At 71.8% G+C, this 25,583-nt stretch carries 16 protein-coding genes and 1 pseudogene; 11 read left to right on the top strand and 6 right to left on the bottom strand.

All coding sequences use genetic code 11. The annotated features are described in order from the left end of the window. Positions 1 to 555: 555 nt before the first annotated feature. On the bottom strand, positions 556 to 837 hold the full coding sequence (locus FB455_RS32950) for an SCO4848 family membrane protein (RefSeq protein ID WP_145755746.1): 282 nt from the start codon (positions 835 to 837) through the stop codon (positions 556 to 558). Between the two features lie 121 nt (positions 838 to 958). Between FB455_RS32950 and FB455_RS32945 the strand changes: the two genes are divergently transcribed. The 4 genes from FB455_RS32945 to FB455_RS32930 all read left to right on the top strand — a co-directional run bounded on the left by FB455_RS32945 (position 959) and on the right by FB455_RS32930 (position 5,313). Continuing rightward, positions 959 to 1,402: a PRC-barrel domain-containing protein gene (locus tag FB455_RS32945; protein WP_145755745.1), complete on the top strand. Its 444-nt coding sequence runs from the start codon at positions 959 to 961 to the stop codon at positions 1,400 to 1,402. A 270-nt stretch (positions 1,403 to 1,672) separates the two neighbouring features. Next, the gene (trpS, locus tag FB455_RS32940) at positions 1,673 to 2,731 is read left to right on the top strand and encodes a tryptophan--tRNA ligase (RefSeq protein ID WP_013289085.1); all 1,059 of its coding nucleotides are present in this window, start codon (positions 1,673 to 1,675) and stop codon (positions 2,729 to 2,731) included. Positions 2,732 to 3,002: 271 nt separating this feature from the next. Further along, positions 3,003 to 4,721 carry an arginine--tRNA ligase gene (gene argS, locus FB455_RS32935; protein ID WP_145755744.1) on the top strand — a complete coding sequence of 573 codons (1,719 nt, stop codon included), beginning with the start codon at positions 3,003 to 3,005 and terminating at the stop codon, positions 4,719 to 4,721. 70 nt (positions 4,722 to 4,791) lie between these two features. Then, complete coding sequence (locus FB455_RS32930; RefSeq protein WP_013289087.1) at positions 4,792 to 5,313, top strand: alpha/beta hydrolase; 522 nt, start codon at positions 4,792 to 4,794, stop codon at positions 5,311 to 5,313. 145 nt (positions 5,314 to 5,458) lie between these two features. Here FB455_RS32930 and FB455_RS32925 read toward each other — a convergent pair whose 3' ends face one another. Together FB455_RS32925 and FB455_RS32920 are read right to left on the bottom strand one after the other, a co-directional pair. Then, on the bottom strand, positions 5,459 to 5,752 hold the full coding sequence (locus FB455_RS32925; protein ID WP_013289088.1) for a DUF4287 domain-containing protein: 294 nt from the start codon (positions 5,750 to 5,752) through the stop codon (positions 5,459 to 5,461). Between the two features lie 183 nt (positions 5,753 to 5,935). After that, positions 5,936 to 7,477 (bottom strand): non-reducing end alpha-L-arabinofuranosidase family hydrolase, encoded by a 1,542-nt coding sequence (locus FB455_RS32920; RefSeq protein ID WP_071097430.1) that lies wholly within the window; start codon positions 7,475 to 7,477, stop codon positions 5,936 to 5,938. 310 nt (positions 7,478 to 7,787) lie between these two features. Here FB455_RS32920 and FB455_RS32915 point away from each other — a divergent pair, with 310 nt between their 5' ends. The 7 genes from FB455_RS32915 to fxsT all read left to right on the top strand — a co-directional run bounded on the left by FB455_RS32915 (position 7,788) and on the right by fxsT (position 20,918). Next, positions 7,788 to 9,833, top strand: a complete 2,046-nt coding sequence (locus FB455_RS32915) for a hypothetical protein (RefSeq protein ID WP_486481634.1) — start codon at positions 7,788 to 7,790, stop codon at positions 9,831 to 9,833. A gap of 10 nt (positions 9,834 to 9,843) precedes the next feature. Beyond that, positions 9,844 to 12,105: a hypothetical protein gene (locus FB455_RS32910; RefSeq protein WP_145755742.1), complete on the top strand. Its 2,262-nt coding sequence runs from the start codon at positions 9,844 to 9,846 to the stop codon at positions 12,103 to 12,105. Between the two features lie 276 nt (positions 12,106 to 12,381). After that, positions 12,382 to 12,555, top strand: a complete 174-nt coding sequence (locus FB455_RS34485) for a hypothetical protein (RefSeq protein WP_013289092.1) — start codon at positions 12,382 to 12,384, stop codon at positions 12,553 to 12,555. 6 nt (positions 12,556 to 12,561) lie between these two features. After that, positions 12,562 to 14,868: an FxsB family cyclophane-forming radical SAM/SPASM peptide maturase gene (locus FB455_RS32905; protein ID WP_145755741.1), complete on the top strand. Its 2,307-nt coding sequence runs from the start codon at positions 12,562 to 12,564 to the stop codon at positions 14,866 to 14,868. Then, positions 14,856 to 15,668, top strand: a complete 813-nt coding sequence (locus FB455_RS32900; protein WP_486481633.1) for an AAC(3) family N-acetyltransferase — start codon at positions 14,856 to 14,858, stop codon at positions 15,666 to 15,668. Before FB455_RS32905 ends, FB455_RS32900 begins: the two co-directional genes overlap by 13 nt. 127 nt (positions 15,669 to 15,795) lie before the next feature. Then, complete coding sequence (locus tag FB455_RS32895) at positions 15,796 to 16,986, top strand: TIR-like protein FxsC (RefSeq protein ID WP_013289095.1); 1,191 nt, start codon at positions 15,796 to 15,798, stop codon at positions 16,984 to 16,986. Then, positions 16,983 to 20,918: an FxSxx-COOH system tetratricopeptide repeat protein gene (gene fxsT / locus FB455_RS32890; RefSeq protein WP_145755740.1), complete on the top strand. Its 3,936-nt coding sequence runs from the start codon at positions 16,983 to 16,985 to the stop codon at positions 20,916 to 20,918. The genes FB455_RS32895 and fxsT overlap by 4 nt, the downstream gene beginning before the upstream one ends. Here the strand turns inward: fxsT and FB455_RS32885 are convergent. The 3 genes and pseudogenes from FB455_RS32885 to FB455_RS32875 form a co-directional block, all read right to left on the bottom strand. Further along, on the bottom strand, positions 20,896 to 21,816 hold the full coding sequence (locus FB455_RS32885) for an alpha/beta fold hydrolase (RefSeq protein ID WP_013289097.1): 921 nt from the start codon (positions 21,814 to 21,816) through the stop codon (positions 20,896 to 20,898). The genes fxsT and FB455_RS32885 overlap by 23 nt on opposite strands. Before the next feature lie 41 nt (positions 21,817 to 21,857). Continuing rightward, complete coding sequence (locus FB455_RS32880; protein WP_145755739.1) at positions 21,858 to 25,331, bottom strand: NACHT domain-containing protein; 3,474 nt, start codon at positions 25,329 to 25,331, stop codon at positions 21,858 to 21,860. A gap of 166 nt (positions 25,332 to 25,497) precedes the next feature. Next, a pseudogene (locus tag FB455_RS32875) lies at positions 25,498 to 25,583 on the bottom strand (IS5/IS1182 family transposase); the annotation flags it as partial.

Here is a 25,583-nt window from a genome sequence, read left to right as displayed (position 1 = left end):
ACCGACCAGAAGCACCGCTACCAGCGGAACCCCCAGCCGGGGCATTTCGTTCAACCACCCGCCGCTCTCGCGCCGGGCACTTTTACTACGTTACCTCACCGTCTCTGCCGTGTCAAACCGTGTGTCCCGGTCTGTCACGCTTCGTACGGGTTGGCGCCGCTGAGCACGCGCAGCAGTCACCTGCTGCGATGATCATCGGATTTGGCAGGCCGGCCGCTGCGGTTTCCCGCAAGCTCGCCCGGTGCCCTGCCGGTCGACAACCTTACCCGGTCGGTTCCGCTCCGCCAAATCCGCCCTGCGGCGTTTCGGCGGGCCTCGCCCGGACCGCGTCCTCGCAAGGCCGAAAGCCTCGGTCGGACCCGGTGCCAGCCCTGTTCGGTGCTCCCGGGCTTTCGTCCCGTTTGCCCCGTTCCGCGCTGGCAGAGAGAAAGCTACGCGTCTGCGGGTTTGAACGTCAAATCGAGGGGTAGCGGCGCGCGTCACACCCGTCCACAAGCGCCCGCGATCAAGGAGTTCCGTCACGAACGGCGTCCCCAGCGGACACAAACTCCTTGATCACCGGGGCGACGGCGGGGCGGAGGGCGAGGAGGGGGACGGACGGCGGGCGGCCCGGTAGGCGCGGATGCCCAGGAGTCCCACAGTCGTACCGATGGCCAGGGACGCGGCGATCAGCAGGGCGTGCACCCACAGGAAGCCGGTCGGGCTGCCCTCGCCGACGACGCCGGCCGACCAGGCGCGCTCGTCGTTCCAGATGGCGACCGCGAACCTCGGCCAGATCGCCCACGTCCAGACGCCGACGGCGACCAGGAACAGCGACCAACCACGTGACAGGACCATGGTCGGCCAGTATGCCAGCGCGCCGTCCGCCCAGGTCAGGCCAGCGGTCGGCGCAGTACGCGTTTCCGCTCCCGCCGCCGGGGCACTGTTCTGTCGAGCCGATTCGACGGAGGTGCCACCGATGCAGCCGTTCAACCCGTGGACCTGGCGGGATCCGGCCGCCCTGGCCGGAGGGTACGACCAGACCCGGCCCGGAGACGTGCCGGAACAGCGCGCCGGCGAGGCGGACGACGGCCTGGACGCCCCCGGCCCGGGTACGCCGATCGACCTCACCGGCTACCGGGTGGAGGCGACGGACGGGCGGATCGGCTCCATCGACGAGGCGAGCGAGGATGCGGACGCGCGGTACCTGGTGGTGGACACCGGTCCGTGGATCTTCGGCAAGAAGGTGCTGCTGCCGGCCGGCACGGTGGCGCAGGTCGACCACCTGGAGCGCGTCGTGCACGTGGACCGCACCCGGGAGCAGGTGAAGGAGTCGCCGGCGTTCGACAGGGACCACTTCGCCCACCCCGAGTACCGGGATCGGGTCGGCAGCTACTACACGGAGAGCTATCGACAGCAGTAAGCGCGGCAGGAGGCAGCGGCGCAGGCCGGTGAGCGGTTACCGTGTCAGTCATGGTCCGGCCGCGCAGCTGCCTCCCGGAGACCCGCAGCGGTCTCCCGGGCCACGCTGTCGACGGCCGGGAGCAGATCCTCGACGTACTCCGTGCCGGCGGACTCCGTTTCCGCGCCGGCGGGCGATGGCGGCGCTCGTTCTGACGAGCCCGCTTTACCGACCTGGGTGACACCCGGGTCGCGTCTCCCCGCCAGCGAACGGCACGAAAGGCGTACGACCATGTCCTCTGCACGCATGCTCACCGGTGACCGCCCGACCGGGCGGCTGCACCTCGGCCACTACGTGGGCAGCATCGCCAACCGGGTGCGGCTGCACCAGCGCTACGAGAGCTTCTTCATCATCGCCGACCTGCACATGCTCACCACCCGCAACAGCCGCGCGGACATCGAGCAGGTCGCCCACAACGCCCGCGAGATGGTCACCGACATCCTCGCCGCCGGGGTGGAGCCGGAACGGGCGACGTTCTACCTCCAGTCCGCGATCCCCGAGGTCGGCGACCTGAACACGCTGTTCCAGAACCTCATCACTGTGCCCCGGCTGGAACGGGTGCCGTCGTTGAAGGAGATGACCCGGGACGCCGGCAAGGACGAGATGCCGTACGGCCTGCTCGGCTACCCGGTGCTCCAGGCCGCCGACATCCTCTGCGTCAAGGGCCAGGTCGTGCCGGTCGGAAAGGACAACGCCGCGCACGTCGAGGTGACCCGGGAGATCGCCCGCCGGTTCAACCACCTCTACGGCGAGGTCTTCCCGGTGCCCGACATGCTCATGTCGGAGACGCCCACGCTGGTCGGGACTGACGGCGCCGGGAAGATGAGCAAGAGCAAGGGGAACGCGATCGCGCTCTCCGACGACGCGGCGACGGTGCGCCGCAAGGTGATGGGGATGTACACCGACCCGAATCGGGTCCGCGCCGACGTGCCCGGCACCGTCGAGGGGAACCCGGTCTTCGAGTACCACGACATCTTCAATCCGGACCGGGCGCAGGTGGCCGACCTCAAGGCCCGCTACCGGGCCGGCCGGGTCGGTGATGTGGAGGTCAAGGAGGCGCTGGCGACGGCGCTCAACCGGTTCCTGGACCCGATCCGGGAGCGCCGGGCCCGCTTCGAGGCGCAGCCCGGCCTGGTCGACGAGCTGATCGTCACCGGCACTGAGCGGACCCGCGAGCAGGTGCGCCGCACGCTCGTCGAGGTCCGCCGGGCGATGGGCCTGAGCAGCGCGTACACCCAGGTGCGGCGCCGGGCCGAGCGCTACCGCAAGGCCGTCGCCACCTCGGCCTGACCACGAGCCGGTCCGGGGTACGCGCTTGCGCCGACCCCGGACCGGCCGGTTACGCTGCCGACATGGCCAGCTCGCACGCGTACCCGATGACGTCCTCCGACGTCCGGCTCGGCGCGCTGCGACGCCGGCGGTCCCGCGACCGCCTGCGCTGAGCCTTCCCCTCCTGCGACCGGCGGATCGAGCCGCCGGTCGTCATCGATCGTCCTCGCTCCGCCGTCGCGTTCCCGTCAGGTGATCCGCGCGGCGGATCCACAGCGAGATCGGCGTACTCATGGATCTTGAAAGGTTGCTCACCGACCGGCTGGCGCCGGCGTTCGCGGCGGTGGCCGGCGTGCCGGTGGACCCGGCCGTGCGGCGCTCGCAGCACGCGGACTTCCAGTCCGACGCGGCGTTGGGCCTGGCCCGGCGGCTCGGCCGGCCGCCGCGGGAGATCGCCGCGGAGGTACGGGAGCGCGCCGCGCTGGCCGACGTCTGCGCGGCGGTCGAGGTGTCCGGCCCGGGTTTCCTGAACCTGACGGTGGCCGGGCACGCGCTCGGCGGGCTGGTGTCCGCGCTGGCCGCCGACCCGCGGCTCGGCGTGCCAGTGGTGGCCGAGCCGGAGACGGTGGTGGTCGACTACTCGGGGCCGAACGTGGCGAAGGAGATGCACGTCGGGCACCTGCGGTCGACTGTGATCGGGGACGCGGCGGCGCGGATGCTGGAGTGGCTCGGGCACCGGGTGCTGCGCGCCAACCACCTCGGCGACTGGGGCACACCGTTCGGCATGCTGATCGAGCACCTGCTCGACCTGGGCGAGGCCGGGGCGGCGCAGGAGCTGTCAATGGGTGACCTGGACGGGTTCTACAAGGCGGCGCGGGCGAAGTTCGACGACGACGAGGCGTTCCGGGAGCGGTCGCGGCAGCGGGTGGTGGCGTTGCAGGGCGGTGACCCGGCGACGCTGCGGCTGTGGCGGTTGCTGGTGACGCAGTCGGAGGGCTACTTCCTGACCGTGTACGACCTGCTCGACGTGACCCTGACCGGCGACGACTTCCGGGGCGAGAGCAGCTACCACGACCAGCTCGCGCCGACTGTCGAGGAGCTGGACCGGCTCGGGCTGCTGCGGCGCAGCGACGGCGCGGACTGCGTGTTCCCGCCCGGTTCGGTGGGCCGTGACGGCGAGCCGTTGCCGCTGATCGTGCGCAAGTCCGACGGCGGGTACGGCTACCCGGCCACCGATCTGGCCGCGCTGCGGCACCGGACCGGCGCGCTCGGCGCGACCCGGCTGCTCTACGTGGTCGGGCTTCCGCAGCGGCGGCACTTCGAGATGGTGTTCGCGGTCGCCGCGCAGGCCGGCTGGCTCACCGCACCGGCGCGGGCCGAGCACGTCGGGTTCGGCTCGATCCTCGGCCCGGACGGGCGGATGCTGCGCAGCCGGGCCGGCGGGTCGGTGAAGCTGGCCGGGCTGCTCACCGAGGCGGTCCAGCGGGCCACCGCGCTGGCCCGGGAGCGCAATCCGGAGCTGGGCGAGTCGGAGGCCGCCGAGGTGGGGCGCGCGGTGGGCGTCGGCGCGATCAAGTACGCCGACCTGTCCGGGGACCGGCACAAGGACTACGTGCTGGACTGGGAGCGGATGCTGTCACTGGACGGGAACACCGCGCCGTACCTCCAGTACGCGTACTCCCGGGTCAGGTCGATCTTCCGGCGGGCCGGCGCGGCGGCGCGGCCGGACGCGGAGGTCTCGCTCGCCGAGCCGGCCGAGCGGGCGCTCGCCATGGAGCTGGTCGGCTTCGCCGCGGTGGTCGAGGAGGTGGCGGGTGGGTTGGAGTTCCACCGGCTGACCGCCTACCTGCACCGGCTGGCGGTCGCGTTCAGCGCGTTCTACGAGCGCTGCCCGGTGCTGCGGGCCGAGGGGCCGGTGCGGGAGAGCCGGCTCGTGTTGTGCGACCTGACCGGGCGGGTGCTGCGGCAGGGCCTGGACCTGCTCGGCATCCGTACCCCGGAACGGCTGTGAGGCCGAGGGGTCACCGGCAATCCATGCAGCGGCTAGCGTGACGCATCGATCGAACGCAAGGGAGGCGACCATGGCGGATCGGCGCGCGGTACTCGCACCGGGACAGGGCTACGACACCCGGGGACCGCTCTTCGTCTACATCGGGGAGGCGCTGCGCCGGCTCGGTTTCGAGGTGCACGAGGTGACCTGGCGGTCGCTGGGCGAGCTGCGGCTCGACAGCGCGCCGGAGTGGGTCGCCGAGCAGCTGGATCCGGTTCTCGACGCCGGGGTGGATCTGCTCGTGGGCAAGTCGCTCGGCAGTTTCGCCGCGCCGCTCGCCGCCGACCGGGGCATCCCGGCGGTGTGGCTGACGCCGCTGCTGACCGACCCCGCGGTACGGGAGCCGCTGGGCCGGGCCACCGCGCCATTCCTGCTGGCCGGCGGCACCGGCGACCGGTTCTGGGACGGTGCGGTGGCGCGCCGGCTGACCCCGTACGTGGTGGAGGTCGCCGACGCCGACCACTCGATGATGGTGCCCGGGCCGCTGGCGGCCTCGGCCGAGGCGCTCGGGCGGGTCTGCACGGCGGTGGAGGAGTTCGCCGCCGGCCGCTGACGGGTCAGCGGCGACTCCGCCGCGTCCACACCACCGCCACCACTGCCGCGATGAGCGGCAGTAGGCAGCAGAGCGTCAGGACGAACAGGTGCCACGGCTTGATCGCTCCCATGGGGCGAACGATAGGCGTCGCTGTCCACAGCCGCTACGCGGAGGCTCGGGCGGCCTTGCCGTCCAGCCACAGCGTGTCGCTGTCGTCGCGGTGGGAGCCGGTGGAGCCGACGTGCTTGGCGCTGATCCTCGGCCCGTTCTTGATCACGTGAATCAGAGCCATCGCGTGTCCCCGGCCGAGGCCGTACTCGTCCTTCAGCCAGGCCACGATCACGCCCGCCTTGACGTCGGCCGCGTCGTAGCCGCGCTCCTTGGCCTCGTCGACCAGGACGCGCGGGGTCTTGCCGGTCTTGTCCTCGATCGCGTCGAGGTACGCCTGGAAGGACATCTGCCCAACCCTTCGCTCGGGAGGTGGTGACGACCTCCACACTCCCGGGCGGGACGGTGCCGATCAACGACTGACCGGGCCACCGTCGTTGCCTCCAGGGCAACGATCGCCGTCGGGCGAGAGGCCGGAGAGCCCGGCCCGCGTGGTCGCGGGGCCGGGCTCTCCGGATCTCGGGGTACGCGCTCAGCGCTGGAGGGTGAGTAGTCCGGGTCGGTAGGGCAGGAGGCCGTAGTCGCCGCCGGAGTTGGGGGAGCGGCCTTGGTAGAGCAGTTGGAGGTTGCAGGGGTCGACGGTGAAGGTCTGGTCGGCGGTGGTGCGGATGAGTTCGCCGTGGCTGATGTCGTTGGTCCAGGTGGCGCCGCTGTTGGCCTTGCCGGCGAACGGGTTGGACTCGGTGGCGGCCTGCGGCGTCCAGGATCCGTTGAGGCTGGTGGCGGTGAAGGAGCGGAAGTAGCGGCCCTGGGAGCCGATCGCCTCGACGATCATCAGGTAGCGGGTCTGGCCCTGGAGCTTGTAGACCTGCACGGCTTCGAACAGGTTGTTCGTCGAGTCCGACATGATGGTGGTGTAGGTGGAGCCGAAGCTGCCGGGGAAGTTGCCCAGGGGCATGCTGGAGCGGTAGATCTTGCCGTTGTCACCGGCGAAAAACAGGTACATGTTCTGGTCGTCGGCGATCAGGGTCTGGTCGATCGGGCCGGTGCCGGAACCGGAGATGCTGCCGGTGAACAGCGGCTGCGCCGACGACCACCCGTTCGGGTTGGTCGGGTTGGTCGAGGTGCGGTAGGAGAACGCGGTCGGTCCCCACTGGTAGGCCAGCACCCAGATGTTGCGCGGCGCGAAGTAGAACAGGGTGGGTGCCACAGTGCCCGACGACATCGCGTTCTGGCTGGCCGAGGCCATCTGCGACCAGTTCGAGAACAGGCCGAAGTTCATCGACCCCCACGACGAGCCGGTGTCGTGCGTCGTCGCGTACACCAGATGCTGCCCGTTGTACGGCACCACAGTGAAGTCCTTCAACGACACCCAGCCCGAGCGCGGCTGCGCCAACGCGCCCGTCGAGGACCACCGGTACGACGACGGCAGGTTGCACGTGCCACCCGGCGGCGGCGTCGTCGGAGGCGGCGTGGTGGGGTTGCCGCCGCCACCGTCCACCCGTACGAGCTGCCACTGCTGGTTGGCGCCGTTCCAGTCGTCGTACTGGACGATGTTTCCGCCGTCGGCGGTCGAGGCGCCCTGCACCTCCACCACCTTGTTGCTGTGGCGGCTGATCAGCCGGACGTAGCCGCTGTCGGAGTCGGCCAGCCGGAACTGCTGGTTGGTCCCGTTGAGGTCGGACCACTGCACGATGCTGCCGCCGTTGGCGGTCGACCAGTTGTAGACGTCGAGCACCTTGCCGGACAGCCGGGACTTCAGCCGGTAGTAGCCGCCGCCGGAGTCGACGAACTGCCACTGCTGCTGGTTGCCGTTGTTGCGCGACCACTGCACGATCCGCGCGCCGTCGTTGGTGGCCAGGTTGTAGACGTCGAGCGCCTTGCCGCTGTTGCGGTTCACAAGGACGTACCAGGCGTTCGTGTCGACGCTCGCGGCGGCGGCGGGCGCGGACACGACCGCCACGGCGCCGGCGCCGACGAGTACCGCGGCCGCACCCGTCGCGACGACGCGCGGCAGCCATCCGCGCCGTCGTGGCGGCGACACAGTCGATGGGGACCTACCGAATGCGAACATGTTCCTCCTTCAGATCAGACGTTTGTGAGCGCTAACAATTCGTCGAAGCGCACTGATCCCACACCCGGCCTGCCACGTGGCCATCCGCGCCCGCCCGGTGAGCCGCCGAAGGCGCCGCCCTGTGCCATCGACTGTGAGCGATAACACGTCGTTCGTCAAGTCGTAACAGTCGATGGACGACGGGCGCGTGACGCCGTGGGGCCATGTCAGCTTCTCGACCCAGCACTACCGCCGCCCTCAGCGCGGCCCGACAGTGCACACGGCTGGAGGGGTGGTGGGGGAGTTGGGACAGCCGGCGAACGAATCCGTCATGATCCGGGACTGGTTCAGCGTGCCGCGGGTGTCCGCCGAGGACCGGGCCGCGGTCTTCGGCGCACGCACCCAGGATCCACGGGTGGAGTTCGTCGCGCTGACGGTCAAGTACTGGATGGACGCGCACGCCACGCGGTCGATGACCCGCGAGCGGGTGCTGGCCGCGATGACCGGCCGCATCACCCCGGACAACGTCTGGGACCTGGTCTCGATGCTCGCGAAGCTCCGGCTGGCCGAGGCGTTCTTCGACCTGGCCGCCTCCGACGTCGACTCCGACGGCGCGTTCCGCCACTACCTGCTCGGCCTCGATCCGGCGCTGCTCGACGCGATGCGGCACTACGCGGCCTGGAACGGGATCAACCCGAAGCTGTTCCTGGACGGCTTCGCGGTCGGCGTCGGGGAGTCCGTCGCGACGGTGGTGGTCGACCTCGGCAAGCTCGTGCAGTTGATCGGCCGTCTCCAGCAGGAGCAGTTCATCACGCTCATCGTGCTCACAGTCGACCCCCGCGCCGGTGTGCAGCGCCTCGCCGACCAGGCCACAGTCGTACGCCAGGCGCTGGCCGGCATCGTCGCCGCGCTGGACCCGACGACGGTTCCGGAACGGCTGCTGGCGCTGTGGCGCGGCTGGGCCGCCCAGTTCGCCCGGCACCTGGACGACCTCGACCCGTTCGCCGCCGGCCGCCTGCTCGGCCGGGTCGCCGGCGACCTCTACCAGGTGCTCACCGGCCTGGTGCAGCTCGCCCGGCTGCTCGGCGGCGTCGCGGTGCGCGCCGCCGTCCGGTATGTACCGCTGCTGCTCGCGGGCGCCCGGGAGGCGCGCCTGCTGACCGCGCAGACGGCCGCGCTGCTGGTGGCGATCGGCCGGGCGGCGATCGTCGCCACGCCTCAGGTGGGCCTCGCGATGCTGCGGACGCTCTTCCCCCCGAAGGTGCTCGACGCGCTGTTCCGGCAGGGCCGGGCGCTGCTCGTCGACGCCGAACTCACACTGACCGTGTTCAACCAGGCGGCGCACGCCGAGGCGTTCGCCGGCGCCGGTGCGGGCACCCGGCTCGGCGCGCTGGTGAGCCTCGACGGCCGGCCCGTGCTGATGGCGAGCATGTCGGAGACGGTTTCGTCGGCCGGCCGCGCCGCGACCCGCGCCGAGCTGACCGAGGCGCTCGACGAGATCATCAAGCGGGTCGAGGACCTGCGCGAGCTGAAACCGCCGAAGACACCCCGGGACATCCGGGCCGCCACCGTGCGCGCCGCCATCGCCCGGCAACTGGAGCAGCGGCTGACCACCGCGTTCAACAGGGCGCTCCAGACCGTCGCATACGAGGAGTTCCGCGCGCTGCGCAAGGCCGGGCAGGCGCAACCGTGGCGGCTCGGCCAGCAGGTGCACCGGCGGATGGCGGCCGAGGTCACGCAGCTCGTCGGCCGGTCGCCCGGCCTGGAGCCGTTCGCGGAGAAGTCGCTGGCGACAGTGGTCGAGGCGGTCCGCGCGGCCCACCCGGAGCTGGCGCCCGCGCTGCGCGGCTCCGAGGCGGTGCTGCGCCAGACGGTCGCGCAGATGCTGCTCGGCCACCCGGACCGGGATCTGCTGCTGCGGCTCGTCGGGTTCACCGGCAACCCGGCCGCGACCGGCGCGGAGAAGGCGCTCGCCACCCACCTCGCCGAACGGTTCCGGTGGAAGGCGTCCACCACGGTCGGTGACCTCCGCTCCGACCTGCTGCTCGTCGACCCCGAGGCGGCCCGCGTCACGAACGTCGACTGGACGTCCTCGACGAAGCTGGAGCGCTTCGAGAAGACCTGGGGAACCGTCGCCGACGACCTCGGGGAGACGTTCGACGGTCGCTGGGAGGCGATCGCGGAGGCGTACCAGCGAGCCGCGAAGGGCGGCGTCCCGGCGGAGGTCGTCGCCGGCCTCGAAGAGCTGACCACACACGCCGTACGCGAGACGGTCCTCCGTCAGGCCGCCCTCAGCCAGTTGTTCCCCGGATTCTTCGTCACCTCGCACGAGATGACGTACCGAGGGCTGCAATCCCTGTTCGAACTGCCGCTGTAGAGGAGCACCGATGGGCAGAGTCGTCGTCGCCGACGCCGATCCGGCGACGCTTGGTTTCAGCACCGCGCATTCCGACCGGTACGTCTACTCCAACTACTTCGTACCGGTCCGGCTCACCTTCGGCGGTGGCGAGACGCCCATCCTGCCGTTCTACGTCAAGCAGGCGCTGATCGAGGCGATCCGCTACGGCGGGCTCGACGGCGACCGGCTGCCGCACCTGCTCAAGGAACTCGGCCTGTACGACCTGTGGAAGGCCAACGAGATGGACGCCGCCACCGAGGCGCTGCCCGGCGCCGACTCGGGCATGTCGTACCGGGAGCCGCCGGCGCGACGCCAGACGCTCCTCGGCGACCAGCAGGCGGAGTTCCTCGCCGGCCTGCTCCAGTCCGACGTGGGCATCGCGTTCCTCGACCGCACCCGGATCCGGCCGGTGGGCTTCGCGCTCGGCGAGCACGTCTACGCGCTGGCGCTCGCCCCCGGCGAGGAGGCGGTGCTGGAGCAGCGCACCTACACCAAGCGCGAGCTGACCCTGGAGGAGCAGAACGAGTCGGAACAGCAGACCGACGTCGAGCTGACCAGCGCGCTCACCACCGAACTCCAGGAGGGCTTCGAGCGGCAGAAGTCGCTCACCGACACCTGGGGGCTCAACGCGAGCCACACCGGCCAGTACACCAGCCCGACCGGCGTCTGGGGCACCTTCAACGCCAGCCACACGATCGGCTTCGCCAGCAGCGTCACCGCGGCGAGCCAGGAGACGAGCCGCCGCGCCGTGAAGGACAGCCGGACCGCCACCTCGAAGGTCGCGGCGCGCTACCGCACCCAGCACAGGACCGATTTCAAGCTGGTCAGCGAGACCGGTACGGAGTCCTCCTCGAAGCGCACCGTCCGCAACCCGAACCGGGCCACGCCGATCACCCTGCACTACTTCAAGGTGCTGCAACGGCTGGAGCTGGCCCACGAGCGGTACGGGGCACGGGTCTGCTGGGCCCCGACGATCAAGGATCCGGCGTTCGCCTTCGCCCAGAAGATCATCGGCGGACGGCAGCGGATCCGCGACAACGCGGTCGCCGCGCTGCCCCCGGCGCCGGTGAAGCCGGAGCGCCCGCCGCGTGGCGCGCCCGCCGCGGTGGAGACGCGCGTCGTGTACTCCCCCGTGGTCACGCTCGACAAGTGGGGATTCACCGGCGACATGAGCGCCGACTACGACGTCGACGTCGCGTTCGACGCCGGCTGGGAGTGGGACGGCGACATCGACACGATCCGGCAGAACCTCACGCTGATCACCCGCCGTCCGCCGGACGCGATCGCCGCCCGGGTGGTGGGCGTGCCGGTGGTCACCGAGGCGGACGGCCGGCCCGTGCTGCGCGTACGCGTGCACGTCGGCGCCCGGAGCTGGCTGGCGGGTCCGGGTGCCGACGTGCAGCTCGCCGCCGGATTCCGGCGTACCCCGACGGTGGTGGACCAGACCGCCGACGACGCGGCGTACAACGCGCTCGTCGCGGGCTACCTGACCGATCTCCAGGAGTGGCAGGACCGGCGCGACGAGGCGCTGGCCGCGGCGGAGACGGCCGGGGACGAGTTCGAGGCGCGCCTGCGGGCCGGCTTCTCGCCGGTCAACGAGATGGTCTCGCAGATCGTGGAGACGCACTTCCCGGCCAGCGTGCGGGACGAGGCGTGGGAGATCGACTTCTGGCACCGCGTCTTCGACTGGGAGCGCGCGTCGTTCGTGGCGTACCCCGGCTGGTGGTCCGGCGGCGACGCCCGCGCCCCGGAGCGCGACCCCGGCGACTTCGTCAACGCGAGCTGGGCGAAGCTCTACCTGCCGGTGCGGGCCGGCATGGAGCTGACCGCGCTGCGGTGGATCTTCGGCAAGGTGGTGGCGACCAGCCTGGCGCCCCAGGTGGAGCACGAGCTGGCGGCGTTCGTGGACGAGCTGACGACGTACCGGACCGGCCACCTCGGCACCGGCGACGAGATGCCCGAGCTGACCACCGAGTGCCAGGACGTGCCGGAGCGGGTGTACTGCCTGGCGAAGTGGACCGAGTTGATGCCCACCGACGGCACCCACCTGGAGGTGGTGCAGGGCGCCACGACAGCGGCCGACGCGGTGACCGCCAAGGAGATCAGCGACGCGGAGGCGCTGCGGGCCGCGCTGCTCGACGGCGAGGTGCAGACCAACCGGCTCCGGACCAGGGCGTACGACCAGATGACCGAACCGGCCGACGTCGACATCCGCCTCGGCACGCCGTCCGGGAGCGGCCCGGCCGTCTGAGCGCCGGAGACAGTGGTCGTCCACCTCGAGCACGCGTCGAGGTGGACGATTTCTGTAAAAGTATGGACTTTGGAATCATGTCGGATAGGCAAAAAGGGGCATAATATTGATCCCCCAGGTCGCTCCCTCGACGGCACAGCAGCCGCCGGTCGCGCAACCGTCCAAAATGCACTGCTTCCCACCGGTGGGTCGATAGCGCCCGGCTCACAGAGCCTTTATTTTGAGCCGTTGCTTGTTGTTCCCCGCCTGGCGTGTGCACGAACCTAAGGAAGACTCATGACAACCGCACCCTTGCGCCAGGATGAGCCCCCGGTCTCGCTGGGCAGGGTCCGCGCGGAGCCGCTCGACCGGCTCTCCGCCGCGGACATCTCCCCCATCGTGCGCCGGGTGATGGCGGCTCACCTCGATCAGACCCGGATCCCGGCGGCGAAGTTCTCGTCGTTCATCTGATCCGCGATGGCCCCGGGGCCCGCCCGCGCGGCGCTCACCGAGTTCGTCCTCAAGGTGCACGCCAGGTGTGACCTGGCGTGCGACCACTGCTACGTCTACGAACACGCCGACCAGAGCTGGCGGCGCCGCCCGGTACGGATGACGCCGGAGGTGCTCCGGACCGCGGCCGGGCGGATCGCCGAACACGCCGCGGCCCACGACCTGCCGGACGTCACGGTGATCCTGCACGGCGGGGAACCACTGCTGCTCGGCGCCGAGCGGCTCGGCGAGGTGCTCGCGGACCTCCGGCGGGTCATCGACCCGGTCACCCGGCTCCGGCTCGGCATGCAGACAAACGGCATACTGCTCTCCGAGCGGCTCTGCGACCTGCTCGCCGAACACGATGTCGCGGTCGGCGTCTCGCTCGACGGCGACCGTGCCGCCAACGACAGGCACCGGCGCTTCCGGTCCGGCGCCGGCAGCTACGACCAGGTGCTCCGCGCCCTCGGCCTGCTGCGCCGCCCGGCGTACCGGCGGATCTACTCGGGCCTGCTGTGCACGGTGGACGTGCGCAACGACCCGATCGCGGTGTACGAATCGCTGCTCGCCCAGGAGCCACCGCGGATCGACTTCCTGCTCCCGCACGCCACCTGGGACGACCCGCCGTGGCGGCCGGCCGGCGGCGGCACCGCGTACGCGGGCTGGCTGCGCGCCGTCTACGACCGCTGGCTGGCGGACGGCCGACCGGTCTCCGTCCGCCTCTTCGACTCGCTGCTGTCCACCGCCGCGGGCGGACCCAGCGGCACCGAGTGGCTCGGTCTCGACCCGGTCGACCTGGCGGTCGTCGAGACGGACGGCGAGTGGGAGCAGGCGGACTCGCTCAAGACCGCGTACGACGGCGCGCCGGCCACCGGCATGACCGTCTTCTCGCACGCGGCCGACGACGTGGCGGCCAGCCCGCTCCTGGCCCGCCGCCGCTCCGGCCGGGCCGGGCTCAGCGACGAGTGCCGGCGGTGCCCGGTGGTCGACCAGTGCGGCGGCGGACTCTTCGCCCACCGGTACGGCGCCGGGCACTTCGATCATCCGAGTGTCTACTGCGCCGATCTGAAAGAGCTGATCGTGCACGTGAACGAGAACCCACCAGCACCCGTCCGGCTCGACGCCGGCCTGCCCGACGACTTCATCGACCGCCTCGCGGCACTGACCGGCGACCGGGTCGCCATCGGCCGGCTCGTGGAGGCACAGATCGCCATCGTCCGCGCGCTGCTCGCCGAGGTGGCCGACCGCCTGCCGGCCGGCGGGGCCGGAGCCGACGGCTGGGAGGCGCTGACCGCCCTCGACCGCGGCGCGCCGGAGTCCGTCGCCCGGATCGCGGCCCACCCGTACGTGCGGGCGTGGGCTGTCGACTGCCTCGCCGGCAGCGGCACCGGCGCCCGGCAGGGGCCTGACTACCTGAGCGCGCTCGCCGTCGCCGCCGCGCTCGACGCCGGCACCCCGGTACGCCTCGACGTGCCGGTGCGGTCCGGCCGCCTGCACCTGCCGACAGTGGGCACCGTGCTGCTGCCCGAGGTGGGAGACGGCGCCGCACGGGTCGAGACCGGCCCGGGTTCGCTACGGGTGGCCGCCGGGGACGTGACAGTGGCGATCCGTCCCGGAACGCCCGGGGACGCGCCCCGGTGGTGGCCGACCCGCGTACTCGCCGCGCCGGACGTGAGCGTCCTGCTGGAGGACGGCGACCCGCACCGCGACTGCCACCGGCTGCCCGCCGGTGACCGGCTCGACGACGCGGGCGCCGCGCGCTGGGCCGAGACGTTCGCGGCGGCGTGGCAGGTGATCCGGGACGAGGTGCCGGGCCATGCCGAGGAGTTGCGCGCCGGGCTGCGGGCCGTGGTGCCGCTGCGGCGCAGCGGCGCGGGTGTCAGCGAGGCGTCGACCGCGCGGCAGGCGTTCGGCGGTGTCGCGGCCACGGAGACCGACGCCGGATCGCTCGCGGTGCTGCTCGTGCACGAGTTCCAGCACAGCAAGATGAACGCGCTGCTGGACATCTGCGACCTGGTCGACGGCACGCGGCCGATCGACATCACAGTGGGCTGGCGGCCCGACCCGCGGCCCGCCGAGGCCGTCCTGCACGGCATCTACGCGCACGCGGCGGTGGCCGACATCTGGCGGATCCGGGCCGACCGTCAGGTCGACGGCGCGCAGGCGGTCTACCGCCGGTACCGCGACTGGACGGCCGAGGCGATCGGCGCGCTGCAACGGGCGGACGCGCTCACGCCGGCGGGCTCACGGCTGGTCCGGCAGGTCGCGCGTTCGATGTCCGGGTGGCCGTCGTGACCGCCGCCCGGACCGCGTACCGGGCCGGCACGCTCGCCGCCGACCTGCGCGCGCTCGGGCTCGGCCCCGGTGACGTGGTGCTCGTGCACTGCTCCCTGCGGGCGCTCGGGCCGGTGGACGGCGGGTCGGGCACCCTGGCTGCAGCGCTGCGGGCCGCCGTCGGTCCGTCCGGCACCGTCGTGGTCCCGGCGCAGACCCCTGACAACTCGGTGAGCAGCGCCGCGTACCGCGCCGCGACCGCCGGGCTGACCGACGAGGAACGCCTGGCGTACGAGGACCGGATGCCCGGCTTCGACCCGGCCGTCACGCCGTCGTTCGGGGTCGGCGCGTTCGCCGAGCACGTACGGCGGCTGCCCGGCGCGGTCCGCAGCCGGCACCCGCAGACGTCGTTCAGCGCGTGGGGGCCGCGGGCGGAGGAGCTGATGCGCGTCCACGACCTGGACTCCCACCTCGGGGAGCGGTCCCCGCTCGCCGCCCTGGAGGCGGCCGGCGCCCGGACGCTGCTGCTCGGTGTCGGCTATGCGACATGCACCGCGCTGCACCTCGCCGAGTACCGGTCACGCCGCCCGGCGCCGCGTCGTCCGTACCGCTGCTACGTGCTGCGCGACGGCCGCCGGGAACGGCTGGAATTCGAGGCTCCGCACCTGGATGCGGGCCCTTTTCCCGCGATCGGCGCGGAACTCGACCGGGCGGCGTTCACCCGGCACGGGACGGTAGGGGACGCACCGGCCCGGCTGCTGCCGATATCCGGTGCGGTACGCGTCGCGGTCGCCTGGATGGACGCCCACATCGAACGGTGAGCCTGGTAACCCGAGCGCAACCTCTCTACCCTGATCGATAGACGCCGTATCGTGTCGACTGGGGAGCAGCGCGTGATCATTACCGGTTGGGGGTCAGGCGCACTTCCCGTGGAACGGTCGTGTCGTCGTGACCTCTGAGCGGCCCGCGCTGCCGGGCCCGCCATATTTCTTCCTCAGCTACGTCCCCCCGCCGACACACAACGACCGCACCCCGGGCGACCACTGGGTCCGCCGCTTCTACCACGATCTCAACCTGGCGATCGACGGCCGGCCCGGCGACCGGTTACGCCGGCAGGGCTTCGCCGACTTCATGGTGCGGCCGCCGGAGGACCGGACGGAACGAAAACGCACCGCGCTGGCCGAGGCCGAGGTGTTCGTGCCGTTGTACTCGCCGGACTACCTCAACCGGGACGACTCGCGCCGGGAACGGGAGTGGTTCCGGCAACGGCTGATCCGGGCCGGCCGGCCGGCCGACGGCGACAACATCCTGCCGGTCCTGTGGATCCCGTCGCCCGCCGCGGTGCACGCGCCGGACCAGGCCCGGGCGGTGGCGATGGCCGCCGACGTGGATGCGTACGCGGCGAACGGCATGAGCGCGCTCTGCCGGCTCCAGAAGTTCCAGCACGCCTACAAGGAGGTGCTGGGCCGGCTCGCCCAGCACATCGTCGACACCGCCGAGCAGACGCCGCTGCAACCGGCCGAGCCGCCGACCGGCCCGACCGATCTGCCGTCGTCCCCGACCAGCGAGGTGCCGTTCCGGGCGGTGGTGATCGCGCCCGAGGAACCGGCCGACCCGGGACGGCTCAACGGGCGGTCCGACACGCACGCCGGCCGGTGGCGCCCGTTCCGCGACCGGCCGCCGGTGGTCGACGACGTGACCGACGCGGTGCAGCGGCTGCGGATGCCGATCGACGTCCGCGACTTCGTACCGGACGCCGGGCTGTTCCGGGGCTGCCCGGGCGTACTCATGATCGATCCTCGGGTGGTCGAGACGCCGGACGGTGCGGAGGCCGTCCGCGCGGCCGTCGCCTCGCTGCACCGCTGGGTGGGCGTCGTGGTGATCATCGAGGACTCGGCACCCGGTCGCCGCTCCCACGCGGCGGTGCTGCTCGACCGGGCCATCGAGATCTTCCCGGCCGCGGCACGCCCACTGGCGATCACCACTTACGACGACTGGCGGGCCGGGATCCACGGCCTGGTCGACCGGATGCGCCGCCGCTACCTGGAGGCGAGACCGGCCTACCCGCCGCCGGGACGGCCGATCAGCAAACCCCGGCTCTGGGAGAACCCGCCGCCCGACGAGGGAGTGGACACATGACCCGACGCGAGGGACAGGTCGTCACCTTCTACTCCTACAAGGGCGGCACCGGCCGGACGATGGCGCTGGCGAACGTCGCCTGGATCCTCGCCGCCAACGGCAAGCGGGTGCTCGCAGTCGACTGGGACCTGGAGTCCCCCGGCCTGTCGCGCTTCTTCGCGCCGTTCATCGACCGGGACGCGCTGGAGAGCACCGGCGGGGTGATCGACCTGATCCGGGAGTACGAGTGGGCGACCACCACCAAGCAGGACAAGGGCGACGACCGCTGGCACGAGCAGTACGCCCGCGTGCACAAGTACTCGTTCTCGCTGAACTGGTCGAACTTCCCCGGTGACGGGACGCTGGACTTCCTCGGCGCGGGCCAGCAGAACAACGACTACGCCGGCGCGCTCGCCGGGATGAACTGGGACGAGTTCTACGAGCGGCAGGGCGGCGGCTACTTCTTCGACGCGCTGCGCGCCGACATGAAGCGCAACTACGACTACGTGCTGATCGACAGCCGCACCGGTTTCTCCGACGTGGCCGACATCTGCACCATCCAGCTGCCGGACGTGCTGGTCACCTGCTTCACCCTCAGCGAGCAGGGCATCACCGGCGCGGCCAAGGTGGCGCGGCTGGTCGAGCACCGCTACGGGTCGCGGCGGATCCGGGTGCTGCCCGTGCCGATGCGGATCGACCCGGCGGAGAAGGTCAAGGCGGACACCGGGCGGGCGGTGGCGCGGCAGCGCTTCAGCGGTCTGCCGAGCGGGATGAGCGAGGCCGACCGGGACCGGTACTGGGCCCGGATGCAGGTGCCCTACCAGGCGTTCTACGCGTACGAGGAACTGCTCGCCACGTTCGCCGACCAGCCCGGCGTCAACGGATCGCTGCTGTCCGCGTACGAGGTGCTGGCCCGGGAGATCACCCGGGGCGAGGTGGAGTCGCTGCCGCCGATGAGCAGCGCGGTACGCGAGCGGGTCAACGCCCGGTTCACCCGTACCTCCAACTCGGTGGAGAACGAGATCCTGCTCCGGCACGCCCCGTACGACCGGGTGTGGGCGGAGTGGATCGGTCACCTGCTGGTCTCGGCCGACGTCCGGGTGACCGACCCGTGGTTCGCCGAGGACGAGACGCCCCGGAGCGCCCGGGAGCTGATCATCGTCTCCGAGGCGAACGCCACCGAGGAGGCGGTGCTCGCCGCGCCGGACCGCTCGCCCGACCAGGCGCCGCTCGTCGTCTACGTGGCCGACGTGCGGCGCCTGGCGAACGTGCCCGCGGCGCACACCGTCTCGGTCGCCGGGCTGGAGGCGCGGACCGCCGCCGCGCGGATCCTGCGCCTGGTCGGCCGCGAGGGCGTGCCGGCCGACCTGGAACTGCCGACCGGTCCCCGGTTCCCCGGCCGGGACAACACGGTGTTCGAGGTGCCGGGCCGCAACAAGCGCTTCACCGGCCGGGAGGCGGACCTGCGCGAGCTGCGGACGCTGCTGCGCAGCAGCCCGAAGGTGGTGCTCTCCGGCACCGGGCCGGTGGCGTTGCAGGGCATGGGCGGCATCGGCAAGAGCCAGCTCGCGCTGGAGTACGCCCACCGCTACCGTGCCGCGTACGACATGGTGTGGTGGATCGACGCCGACCAGGTGCCGTTCATCGAGTCGGCCATCGGTGACCTGGCGCCCTACCTGGGCGTACCGTCGTCGGACTCGAACCGGGAGAACGCCCGGCTGGTGCTCCAGGCGCTGCGCCGCACCGACCTCCGCTGGCTGCTGATCATGGACAACGCGGACGAGGTCGAGGGCGTCCTGCCGTACGTGCCGGACGGCAAGGGCCACGTCCTGATCACGTCCCGGAACCTGCAATGGGTCGAGCGGGCCACCACCGTTCAGGTCGACGTGTTCAAGCGCGCCGAGAGCATCCAGCACCTCACCGAGCGGGTGCCGACCATGCGCGTCGACCAGGCCGACCGGATCGCCGCCCTGCTCGGCGACCTGCCGATCGCTGTCACCGCCGCCGCGGCCTGGCTCGCCGACACCGGCCACTCGGTCGACAGCTACCTCAACGAGATCGCCAGGTTCGGACCGGGCGCGGTGATGGAGCCGAACAGCAACGTCTCCGTGGAGGCCACCTGGGAGCTGTCGCTCAACCACCTGCGGACCCGCAACCCGGCCGCCTACCGGGTGCTGCAACTCTGCTCGGTGTTCGCGCCCGAGATCTCCGCCGACCTGGTCTACAGCGACGAGTTCGCCGAGGCGCTGGTGCCGTTCCACCCGCAGGCGAAGGAGCGGCTGGTCCGCCAGCAACTGGTGCAGCAGGCCAACCGGCTCGCGCTGGTCCGCGTCGACCTGCGGGCCGAGAACCCGTCCGGCGGCGAGCGGGGCCGGGGCGGCCTGGTGCTCATGCACCGCCTGCTCCAGCACGCCGTCCGGTCCCGGATGACGGAGGCGCAACTCGACGAGGCGCGCCAGCAGGTCCACCTCGTGCTCGCCGCGGCCCGGCCCGAGGGCGAGGTCGACGACCCCGACGGCTGGCCCCGGTTCCGGGTCATCTGGCCGCACCTGGAGGCGTCGAAGGCGCCGCTGAGCCGCAAGGTGGAGGTGCGGGCGCTGATGATCGACCGGGTCCGCTACCTCCAGTTGCGCGGCGACCTGGAGACCGGCCGGCGGCTCGGGCAGGAGGTCGCGCAGACCTGGGAGCAGATGCTCGCGGAGGAGGACGACGCGCGGGCGCGCGACGACCTGCGCCGGCAGTTGCTGCACCTCCAGTTCAACCTCGCCAACATCCTCGCCTTCCTCGGGCAGTTCACCGAGTCGCGGGCGCTGGACGAGGAGGTGCTCGCCGCCCAGCGGGACCTGCTCGGCGAGGACCACCCGCACACGCTGATGACCGCCGGCGGGCTCGCCCGCGACCTGCGCGGCATGGGCATGTACAACGAGGCGCTGCGCCTGGACGAGATCACGTTCAACGCGTGGAAGCGGAACTTCACCGAGGAGCACCCGCGTACCCTCGCCGCGCTCAACAACCTCGCCAGCACCCAGCGCCTGATGGGCGACTTCCGGGAGGCCCGCAAGAACGACGAGATGGTGCTGGCCGGGCGTCGCGCGATCCTCGGGGAGAACCACCCGGACACGCTCGCCTCCTCCGCGTACGTCGGCATCGACATGCGCGACGCGGGCGACTTCGAGCAGTCGGTCACCCGCCTGCGCAGCGTCCACCGGGACCTGCTGCACACGGCCGGGCCCGAACACCTCATCACCCTGCGGACGCAGACGAACCTGGCGGTGTCGCTGCGCGCGGCCGGGCACGCGGTCGAGGCGGGCAAGCTCCTCGAAGCCGCGTACGAGCTGCTGAACGAGCGGTTCGGGCCGGACAACCCGGAGACGCTGACCTGCCGGCTGAGCCTGTCGATCAACCTGCTCACGGTCGACCTGTTCCAGCGCGCCAGCCGGGAACTCACCGAGGTGCACCGCATCTACCAGCGCAACCTCGGCCCGGCGCACCCGCTGACCCTGGTCTGCATGGTCAACCTCGCCATGGTGGCCCGCCGCGCCGGAGACTTCGCCGAGGCGCGGCAGCTCGCCGGCCGGTCCGCCGACGCGCTCGCCGGCGTGCTGGGCAGCGGGCACCCGTACCCGCTCTCCGGCTGGATGAACCAGGGCATCTGCATCGCCGAACAGCCCGACCCGCCGGAAGGCCGGGAGGCGGCGGACCTGGAGGCGCTGAGCCTGCTGCGGCGCGCCCACGACGGCCTGGTCCGGACCCTCGGCCGCGACCACACGAACACGTTGCGCTGCCGGGCGAACCTGGTGGTGATGCAGGAGCGGGTGGAGAGCGGCCGGCGGGCGGAACTGGAGGCGGTCACCCGCGAGCTGACCTACCGGCTGGGCGAGAACCACCCGGCGGTCGAGGCCGTCCGGGAGAGCCGGTTGCAGCGGCGCATCATCGACCCGCATCCGATCTGACAGCGGTCCGCTCCACCGGGTCGGCCAGCCACGCGAGGATCTCCGGCAGCACCTCCACCGCGCCGAAGTGCGCGCTGCGCGGCTGCACGTGCAACTGCGCGCCGGGGATCTGCTCGGCCAGCCAGCGGGTGTGGCTGGCCGGGGCGAAGTTGTCGTCGGCGCCGTGCCACAGCCGGACCGGCATCCGGATGTCCGCCAGCGTAATCCCCCAGTCGGCGCGTAGCGCCAGCACGTCGTCGATCCAGCCGTGCGGCCCCTGGCGCAGCGCCTCGGCGTAGGCGTCGGTGAGCTGCCGGCGGATCGGCACGCCGGCCACCACCCGGCGGTCGGCCTCGGTCATCTGCTCGACAAGCAGCGCCAGCAGCGAGCCCGGGTCGTCCATGGTCCGCTCGGCCCGCAGCCGCAACTGCTCGGCGAGCACCGGCACGTCGTGCTCGGCGGCGCCGTAGTCCCGGACGTTGGCGTCGGTCATGCCGCCGAACCAGTCCAGCCCTGCCGCGCCGGCCGGGGCGAGACCGACCAGGACGGCGGTCCGCCGTACCCGGTCCGGCAGCAGCGCGGCGCAGGCCAGGGCGTGCGGGCCGCCGCCGGAGCGCCCCACCACCGAGAAGCCGTCCAGGCCCAGGTCGTCGGCGATGGCCGCGACGTCCGCCGCGGCGTCCGCGACGCGGCGGCCGGGCAGCCGGCTGGAGCCGCCGTAACCCGGCCGGTCGTACGAGATCAGCCGTACGCCGAGCCGGTGCAGCACGATGGACCGTGGTCGTGGACCGTTGCGGCTGCCGGGTGTGCCGTGCATCAGGAACACGGGCCAGCCGCGTTCCGCCCCGGCGATGTCGACCGCCAGGTTCCTCCTTCCCGTCCGGACGATGTGCTCTCGGTGCGTGGGCGAGTGTGCCAATCGGGGCCTCCGGACGGGTGGTGGCGGTACGGGTGGCGTGGTCAGACCGCCCCGGCGGCCGGGATCTGGCCGGTCCGCCCGGTGTGATCGGACTGGTCGGATGCTGCGAGGACGCGCAGCGTGTCGAGGGCTGATGCCAGCGAGACCTCGGCCGGCACCCGGTCGTAGGCCCGCAGGTAGTCCAGGAGCAGCCGGCACAGGCTCGCCTCGTCGAGGAACTCGTCCGGCAGCCGGTGCGCGAGCAGGGCGTGCATCGTCTTCGGCGGGATCTTCGGCCAGGCCAGTTCGGCGTACTCGCTCAACGCCATCAGCAGCCACAGCGCGGTGCGGTTGTCGACCCGGGCGGCGGCGAACTGCTCGGCCATCTCGGCCGACACCACGCCGTCCTCCAGCGGCAGCTCCGCGAGCCGGTCCTCGATGTCGGCGAGCACCCGGCGGACCCGGGGCACGTACCGCTGCGGCAGCCGGTGGAGCCCGTGCCGCAGGATGAGCGCGTGCAGCACCGCGTGGTCGTCGGTCGTGCCGAGCGAGTCGACCAGTTCCGGGAACTCGTCGATCAGGTACGGGCACGAGATGATCAGTTCGGGCGGCGCGGTCGGCGAGTCGGGCAGCCGGCTCAACGCCACCCGGGTCAGCCCGCACACCACCTCGCGGGGCAACTGCGCGCCGTCCTCGGCGAGGCATTCCAGCAGGACAGTGGCGCTCGTGCTGGACACCGCCTCCGGTGACTCGACGGCGCGCGCCCACAGGCGCCGGTAGCTGCGCTCGTCGTACAGGATGAGCTGGTGCAGGGACGGCACCGGCCAGCGGCGGGTGGCGAGCGACACCAGGTCGGCGTGGAACCGGGCGGCCTCGAAGCTGTCCGGCTGCTGGCCGCGCCACGTCCGTGCGCCCGCCCGCAACTGGCCGTAGGTGGTGATGTCACCCAGCAGCCGCGCCTCCTCGGCGGCCACGTTGATCTTCTCTCCCCGGCCCTCGCGCCGCTGCTCGGCGATGATCCGGCCGTCGGCGTCCCGGCCGAGCCAGCTGATCATCGCGAGCTGGCCCTTCTCGTCCAGCCCCGCCCGCCACAGCCGGACCGTGGACACCCAGGTCGCCTCGTCCATCAGATCGGTGTGGCGTACGCCGTCCGGTGACACCAGCGCGGCGAGGGCGACCAGGTTGGCGGTGTACGCGGCGAGCAGCCGCACCGGGTCGTACGGCGCGGGCCGGTAGCCGTCCACGCCGGCCAGGTTGGTCCGCTGCCGGGCCTCGGCCAGCAGGCCGGCGATGGTCTCCACGATCCCGTCCAGCTCCTCCGGGTGGCGGGAGGCGAGCTCCCGGGCGAAGCCCACCACCGCCTCGCGCTTCACCAGCGGCTGGTGGGAGAGCAGCGCCCGGAACTGGCCGGTGTCCAGCTGGTAGCCGAAGCCGGCCGGGCTGCGGGTGTGCCGGCGCAGCACGGCCAGGCTCCGCAGCGCCCCGATGACGTACTCGGCGATCAGGAAGTCGCCGATCGTGGTGTGCAGGAACTCGTACGTGCGCCTGGCGTCCTCGCCCTGCACGTCGTCCGGGCCGTACACCACGAAGAACGCGGCGGTGACCAGTTGTTCCGGGCCGAGCACGTCGCCGAGTTCGAAGCGCGAGCCGTCTCCGGGCCCGGAGCCGAAGCAGTCCAGGTCGAGACGGAGCGCGGCCCGGTTCACCAGTTCCCGGTTGCGGTTGAACATGGCGAACGCGGTGATCGCCAGGTCGCGCCGGAGCTGGTGTTCGCGGGCCTCCCGCTCGTGGTTCGCGAGGGCGGTCGGCGCCTTCTCGCTCACCTGCCGCCTGATGAACGCGGTGAGCAGGCCGGTGAACAGGTCGGACCGGGAGATGGCGGCGCCGGGACGGCGGTCGGCCCAGTGCTCGTTGTAGTAGATCGCCAGCAGCGTGAGCAGCAACGGCTGACGGGCCAGCTCGCCGTGGGACAGCAGCTCCCGGGCGGACAGCCGGCGGTAGCCGGGCCGGTCCTCGTTCGCCGCGTTCACGGCGGTCAGCCAGGCCGTCACCTGGGCGTCGGTCAGGTCCTCCAGCCGGACCAGCACTGTGCCCTGCGGCACGCTGGCGCGGTCCATCACCAGGATCCGCGACGTGATGATCGGGATGACCGAGTAGCCCAGGTCCCACTGGGTCTCCTGGAACTCGGCCACCCGGTCGATGTACTGGGAGTGGGCCGTGCCGGTGACCTGGACGAGTTCGTCGAACCCGTCGAAGATCACCACGACGGTGGTGTGCTGGGTGGCCCGGCGCAGGTCCGCCCAGCGGATGCGCTCGTCCATCACCTGCTCGATCGCGGCCTCGATCTGCTCGGTCGGCGACGTGTCCCCGGACATCCGGCGCAGCGGCACCACTATCGCGGTGAACCGGCTCGCCGGCAGCCGGGCCGCGATCACCCGGGTCAGCAGCGTCTTGCCGGCGCCCGGCTGGCCGAGGAGCAGCAGCGGACGGTGCAGGCTCGCCGGGTCGGTCAGATACTCGGAGAGGAACCCGACGAGGTCACCCCGGCGCGGCTGGTCCTCCCACCAGTGCTCCCGCTCCGGTGACGTGTGCTTGCCGTACTCGGCGGCCCGGAAGTCGGGGCTGATGAACCCGCTGTCCACGTTCGGCAGCCGCAGGTGGAAGTCGACGTCCTTGATCCGCAGCAGCGGCTGCCGGAACACCGCCGCCAGCGACCCGGTGAGCCGGTCGAGCGACTCGCGGAGCAGGTCGGGCCGGTCGGCGGCCACCGGACCGGACAGCTCGTCCAGGTTGCGGTAGAGCTGCGCCAGCGCGTCCAGCCGGGCCGAGACCTCGGTGGTGAGCTTCCGGTTGTCGATCAGGTTGTGCTCGATCGCCTGCCGGATCATCCGGAACCCGAACTCGGGGAGGTCCGCGGCGAGCCGGTCGAAGCGGTCCTCGTAGTGCCACATGGCCCGGCCCACCACGCGGGAGCGCATCGACGTGAGGTCGAGCCCGCGCCGCACCGACGGCCAGGCGGCGAGACCCTCGCAGAAGGCGATGGTGGCGTCGTAGAGCTTGACGTACGCGGCCTCGACGTCCCGCCGGGTGTCGTCCATGCCGTGCACGGAGGAGGGCAGCGGGAAGTAGCCGCCGTCGATCTCCTGCGGAAGCGTGTGGTGCCGCCGCTCGGCCGGCACCATGCCGACCTTCTCCTCGTCGGTCAGTTCCAGCCTGTCGAAACCCGGCCCGACCTCGTCGCGGAAACCGTCGAAGAACGCGGAGAGGGCCAGCACGGTATGGCTGGCCTCCAGCAGCTCGTAATACGATTTACCGCCGGTTGCCCGGATGCGCCCGGCCTGGTTTCCGGTGGCGTCCCGGACGAGCTGCATGAGCGCGTTCTTCGGGCCGAGCAGCGCGAGCGCCGTACCGTGGGAGAGGGCCCCAGCGCCCAGGATCCCCGCGCTGACGACCTTGTCGGTCTCGGTGATGCGCGCGCTGCCCGGGGCCAGCAGTCGTAACGCATCTCGATAGCTGAGGCTCGAACGGCGCGGCATGCCGCCCCTTCCGCTGCTGGCGATCGGATTCTTCAAGGATAGAAACTTCAGTGACGGAAAGCTATCGATTCCTCACCGGGCGGCGGCTTTGCGACGACTTTTCCATTCATTCATCTCATTCATCTGGTAAATGCGGCCAAGGCGTACCGACCTCTATGAGCCATTTTCATCCTGCGTAGCGGTCGGCTTCGACGCGGTGCAGGACGAGGATGGCCTGCACGATCGCGGTCGCTCGGCGTGGGCAGCAGCGCA

Source organism: Micromonospora sp. CNZ296 (assembly GCF_007827635.1).
Note: the sequence above shows the minus strand (reverse complement) of the source record. Positions and strands in the feature narration are given on the sequence as shown.

Coding starts and splice junctions, on each gene's coding strand:
- FB455_RS34485 (WP_013289092.1), top strand. CDS start 12,382: ATGACAACCGCACCCTTGCGCCAGGATGAGCCCCCGGTCTCGCTGGGC.
- FB455_RS32880 (WP_145755739.1), bottom strand. CDS start 25,331: ATGCCGCGCCGTTCGAGCCTCAGCTATCGAGATGCGTTACGACTGCTG.
- FB455_RS32945 (WP_145755745.1), top strand. CDS start 959: ATGCAGCCGTTCAACCCGTGGACCTGGCGGGATCCGGCCGCCCTGGCC.
- FB455_RS32910 (WP_145755742.1), top strand. CDS start 9,844: ATGGGCAGAGTCGTCGTCGCCGACGCCGATCCGGCGACGCTTGGTTTC.
- trpS (WP_013289085.1), top strand. CDS start 1,673: ATGTCCTCTGCACGCATGCTCACCGGTGACCGCCCGACCGGGCGGCTG.
- fxsT (WP_145755740.1), top strand. CDS start 16,983: ATGACCCGACGCGAGGGACAGGTCGTCACCTTCTACTCCTACAAGGGC.
- argS (WP_145755744.1), top strand. CDS start 3,003: ATGGATCTTGAAAGGTTGCTCACCGACCGGCTGGCGCCGGCGTTCGCG.
- FB455_RS32920 (WP_071097430.1), bottom strand. CDS start 7,477: ATGTTCGCATTCGGTAGGTCCCCATCGACTGTGTCGCCGCCACGACGG.
- FB455_RS32915 (WP_486481634.1), top strand. CDS start 7,788: ATGATCCGGGACTGGTTCAGCGTGCCGCGGGTGTCCGCCGAGGACCGG.
- FB455_RS32950 (WP_145755746.1), bottom strand. CDS start 837: ATGGTCCTGTCACGTGGTTGGTCGCTGTTCCTGGTCGCCGTCGGCGTC.
- FB455_RS32925 (WP_013289088.1), bottom strand. CDS start 5,752: ATGTCCTTCCAGGCGTACCTCGACGCGATCGAGGACAAGACCGGCAAG.
- FB455_RS32905 (WP_145755741.1), top strand. CDS start 12,562: ATGGCCCCGGGGCCCGCCCGCGCGGCGCTCACCGAGTTCGTCCTCAAG.
- FB455_RS32930 (WP_013289087.1), top strand. CDS start 4,792: ATGGCGGATCGGCGCGCGGTACTCGCACCGGGACAGGGCTACGACACC.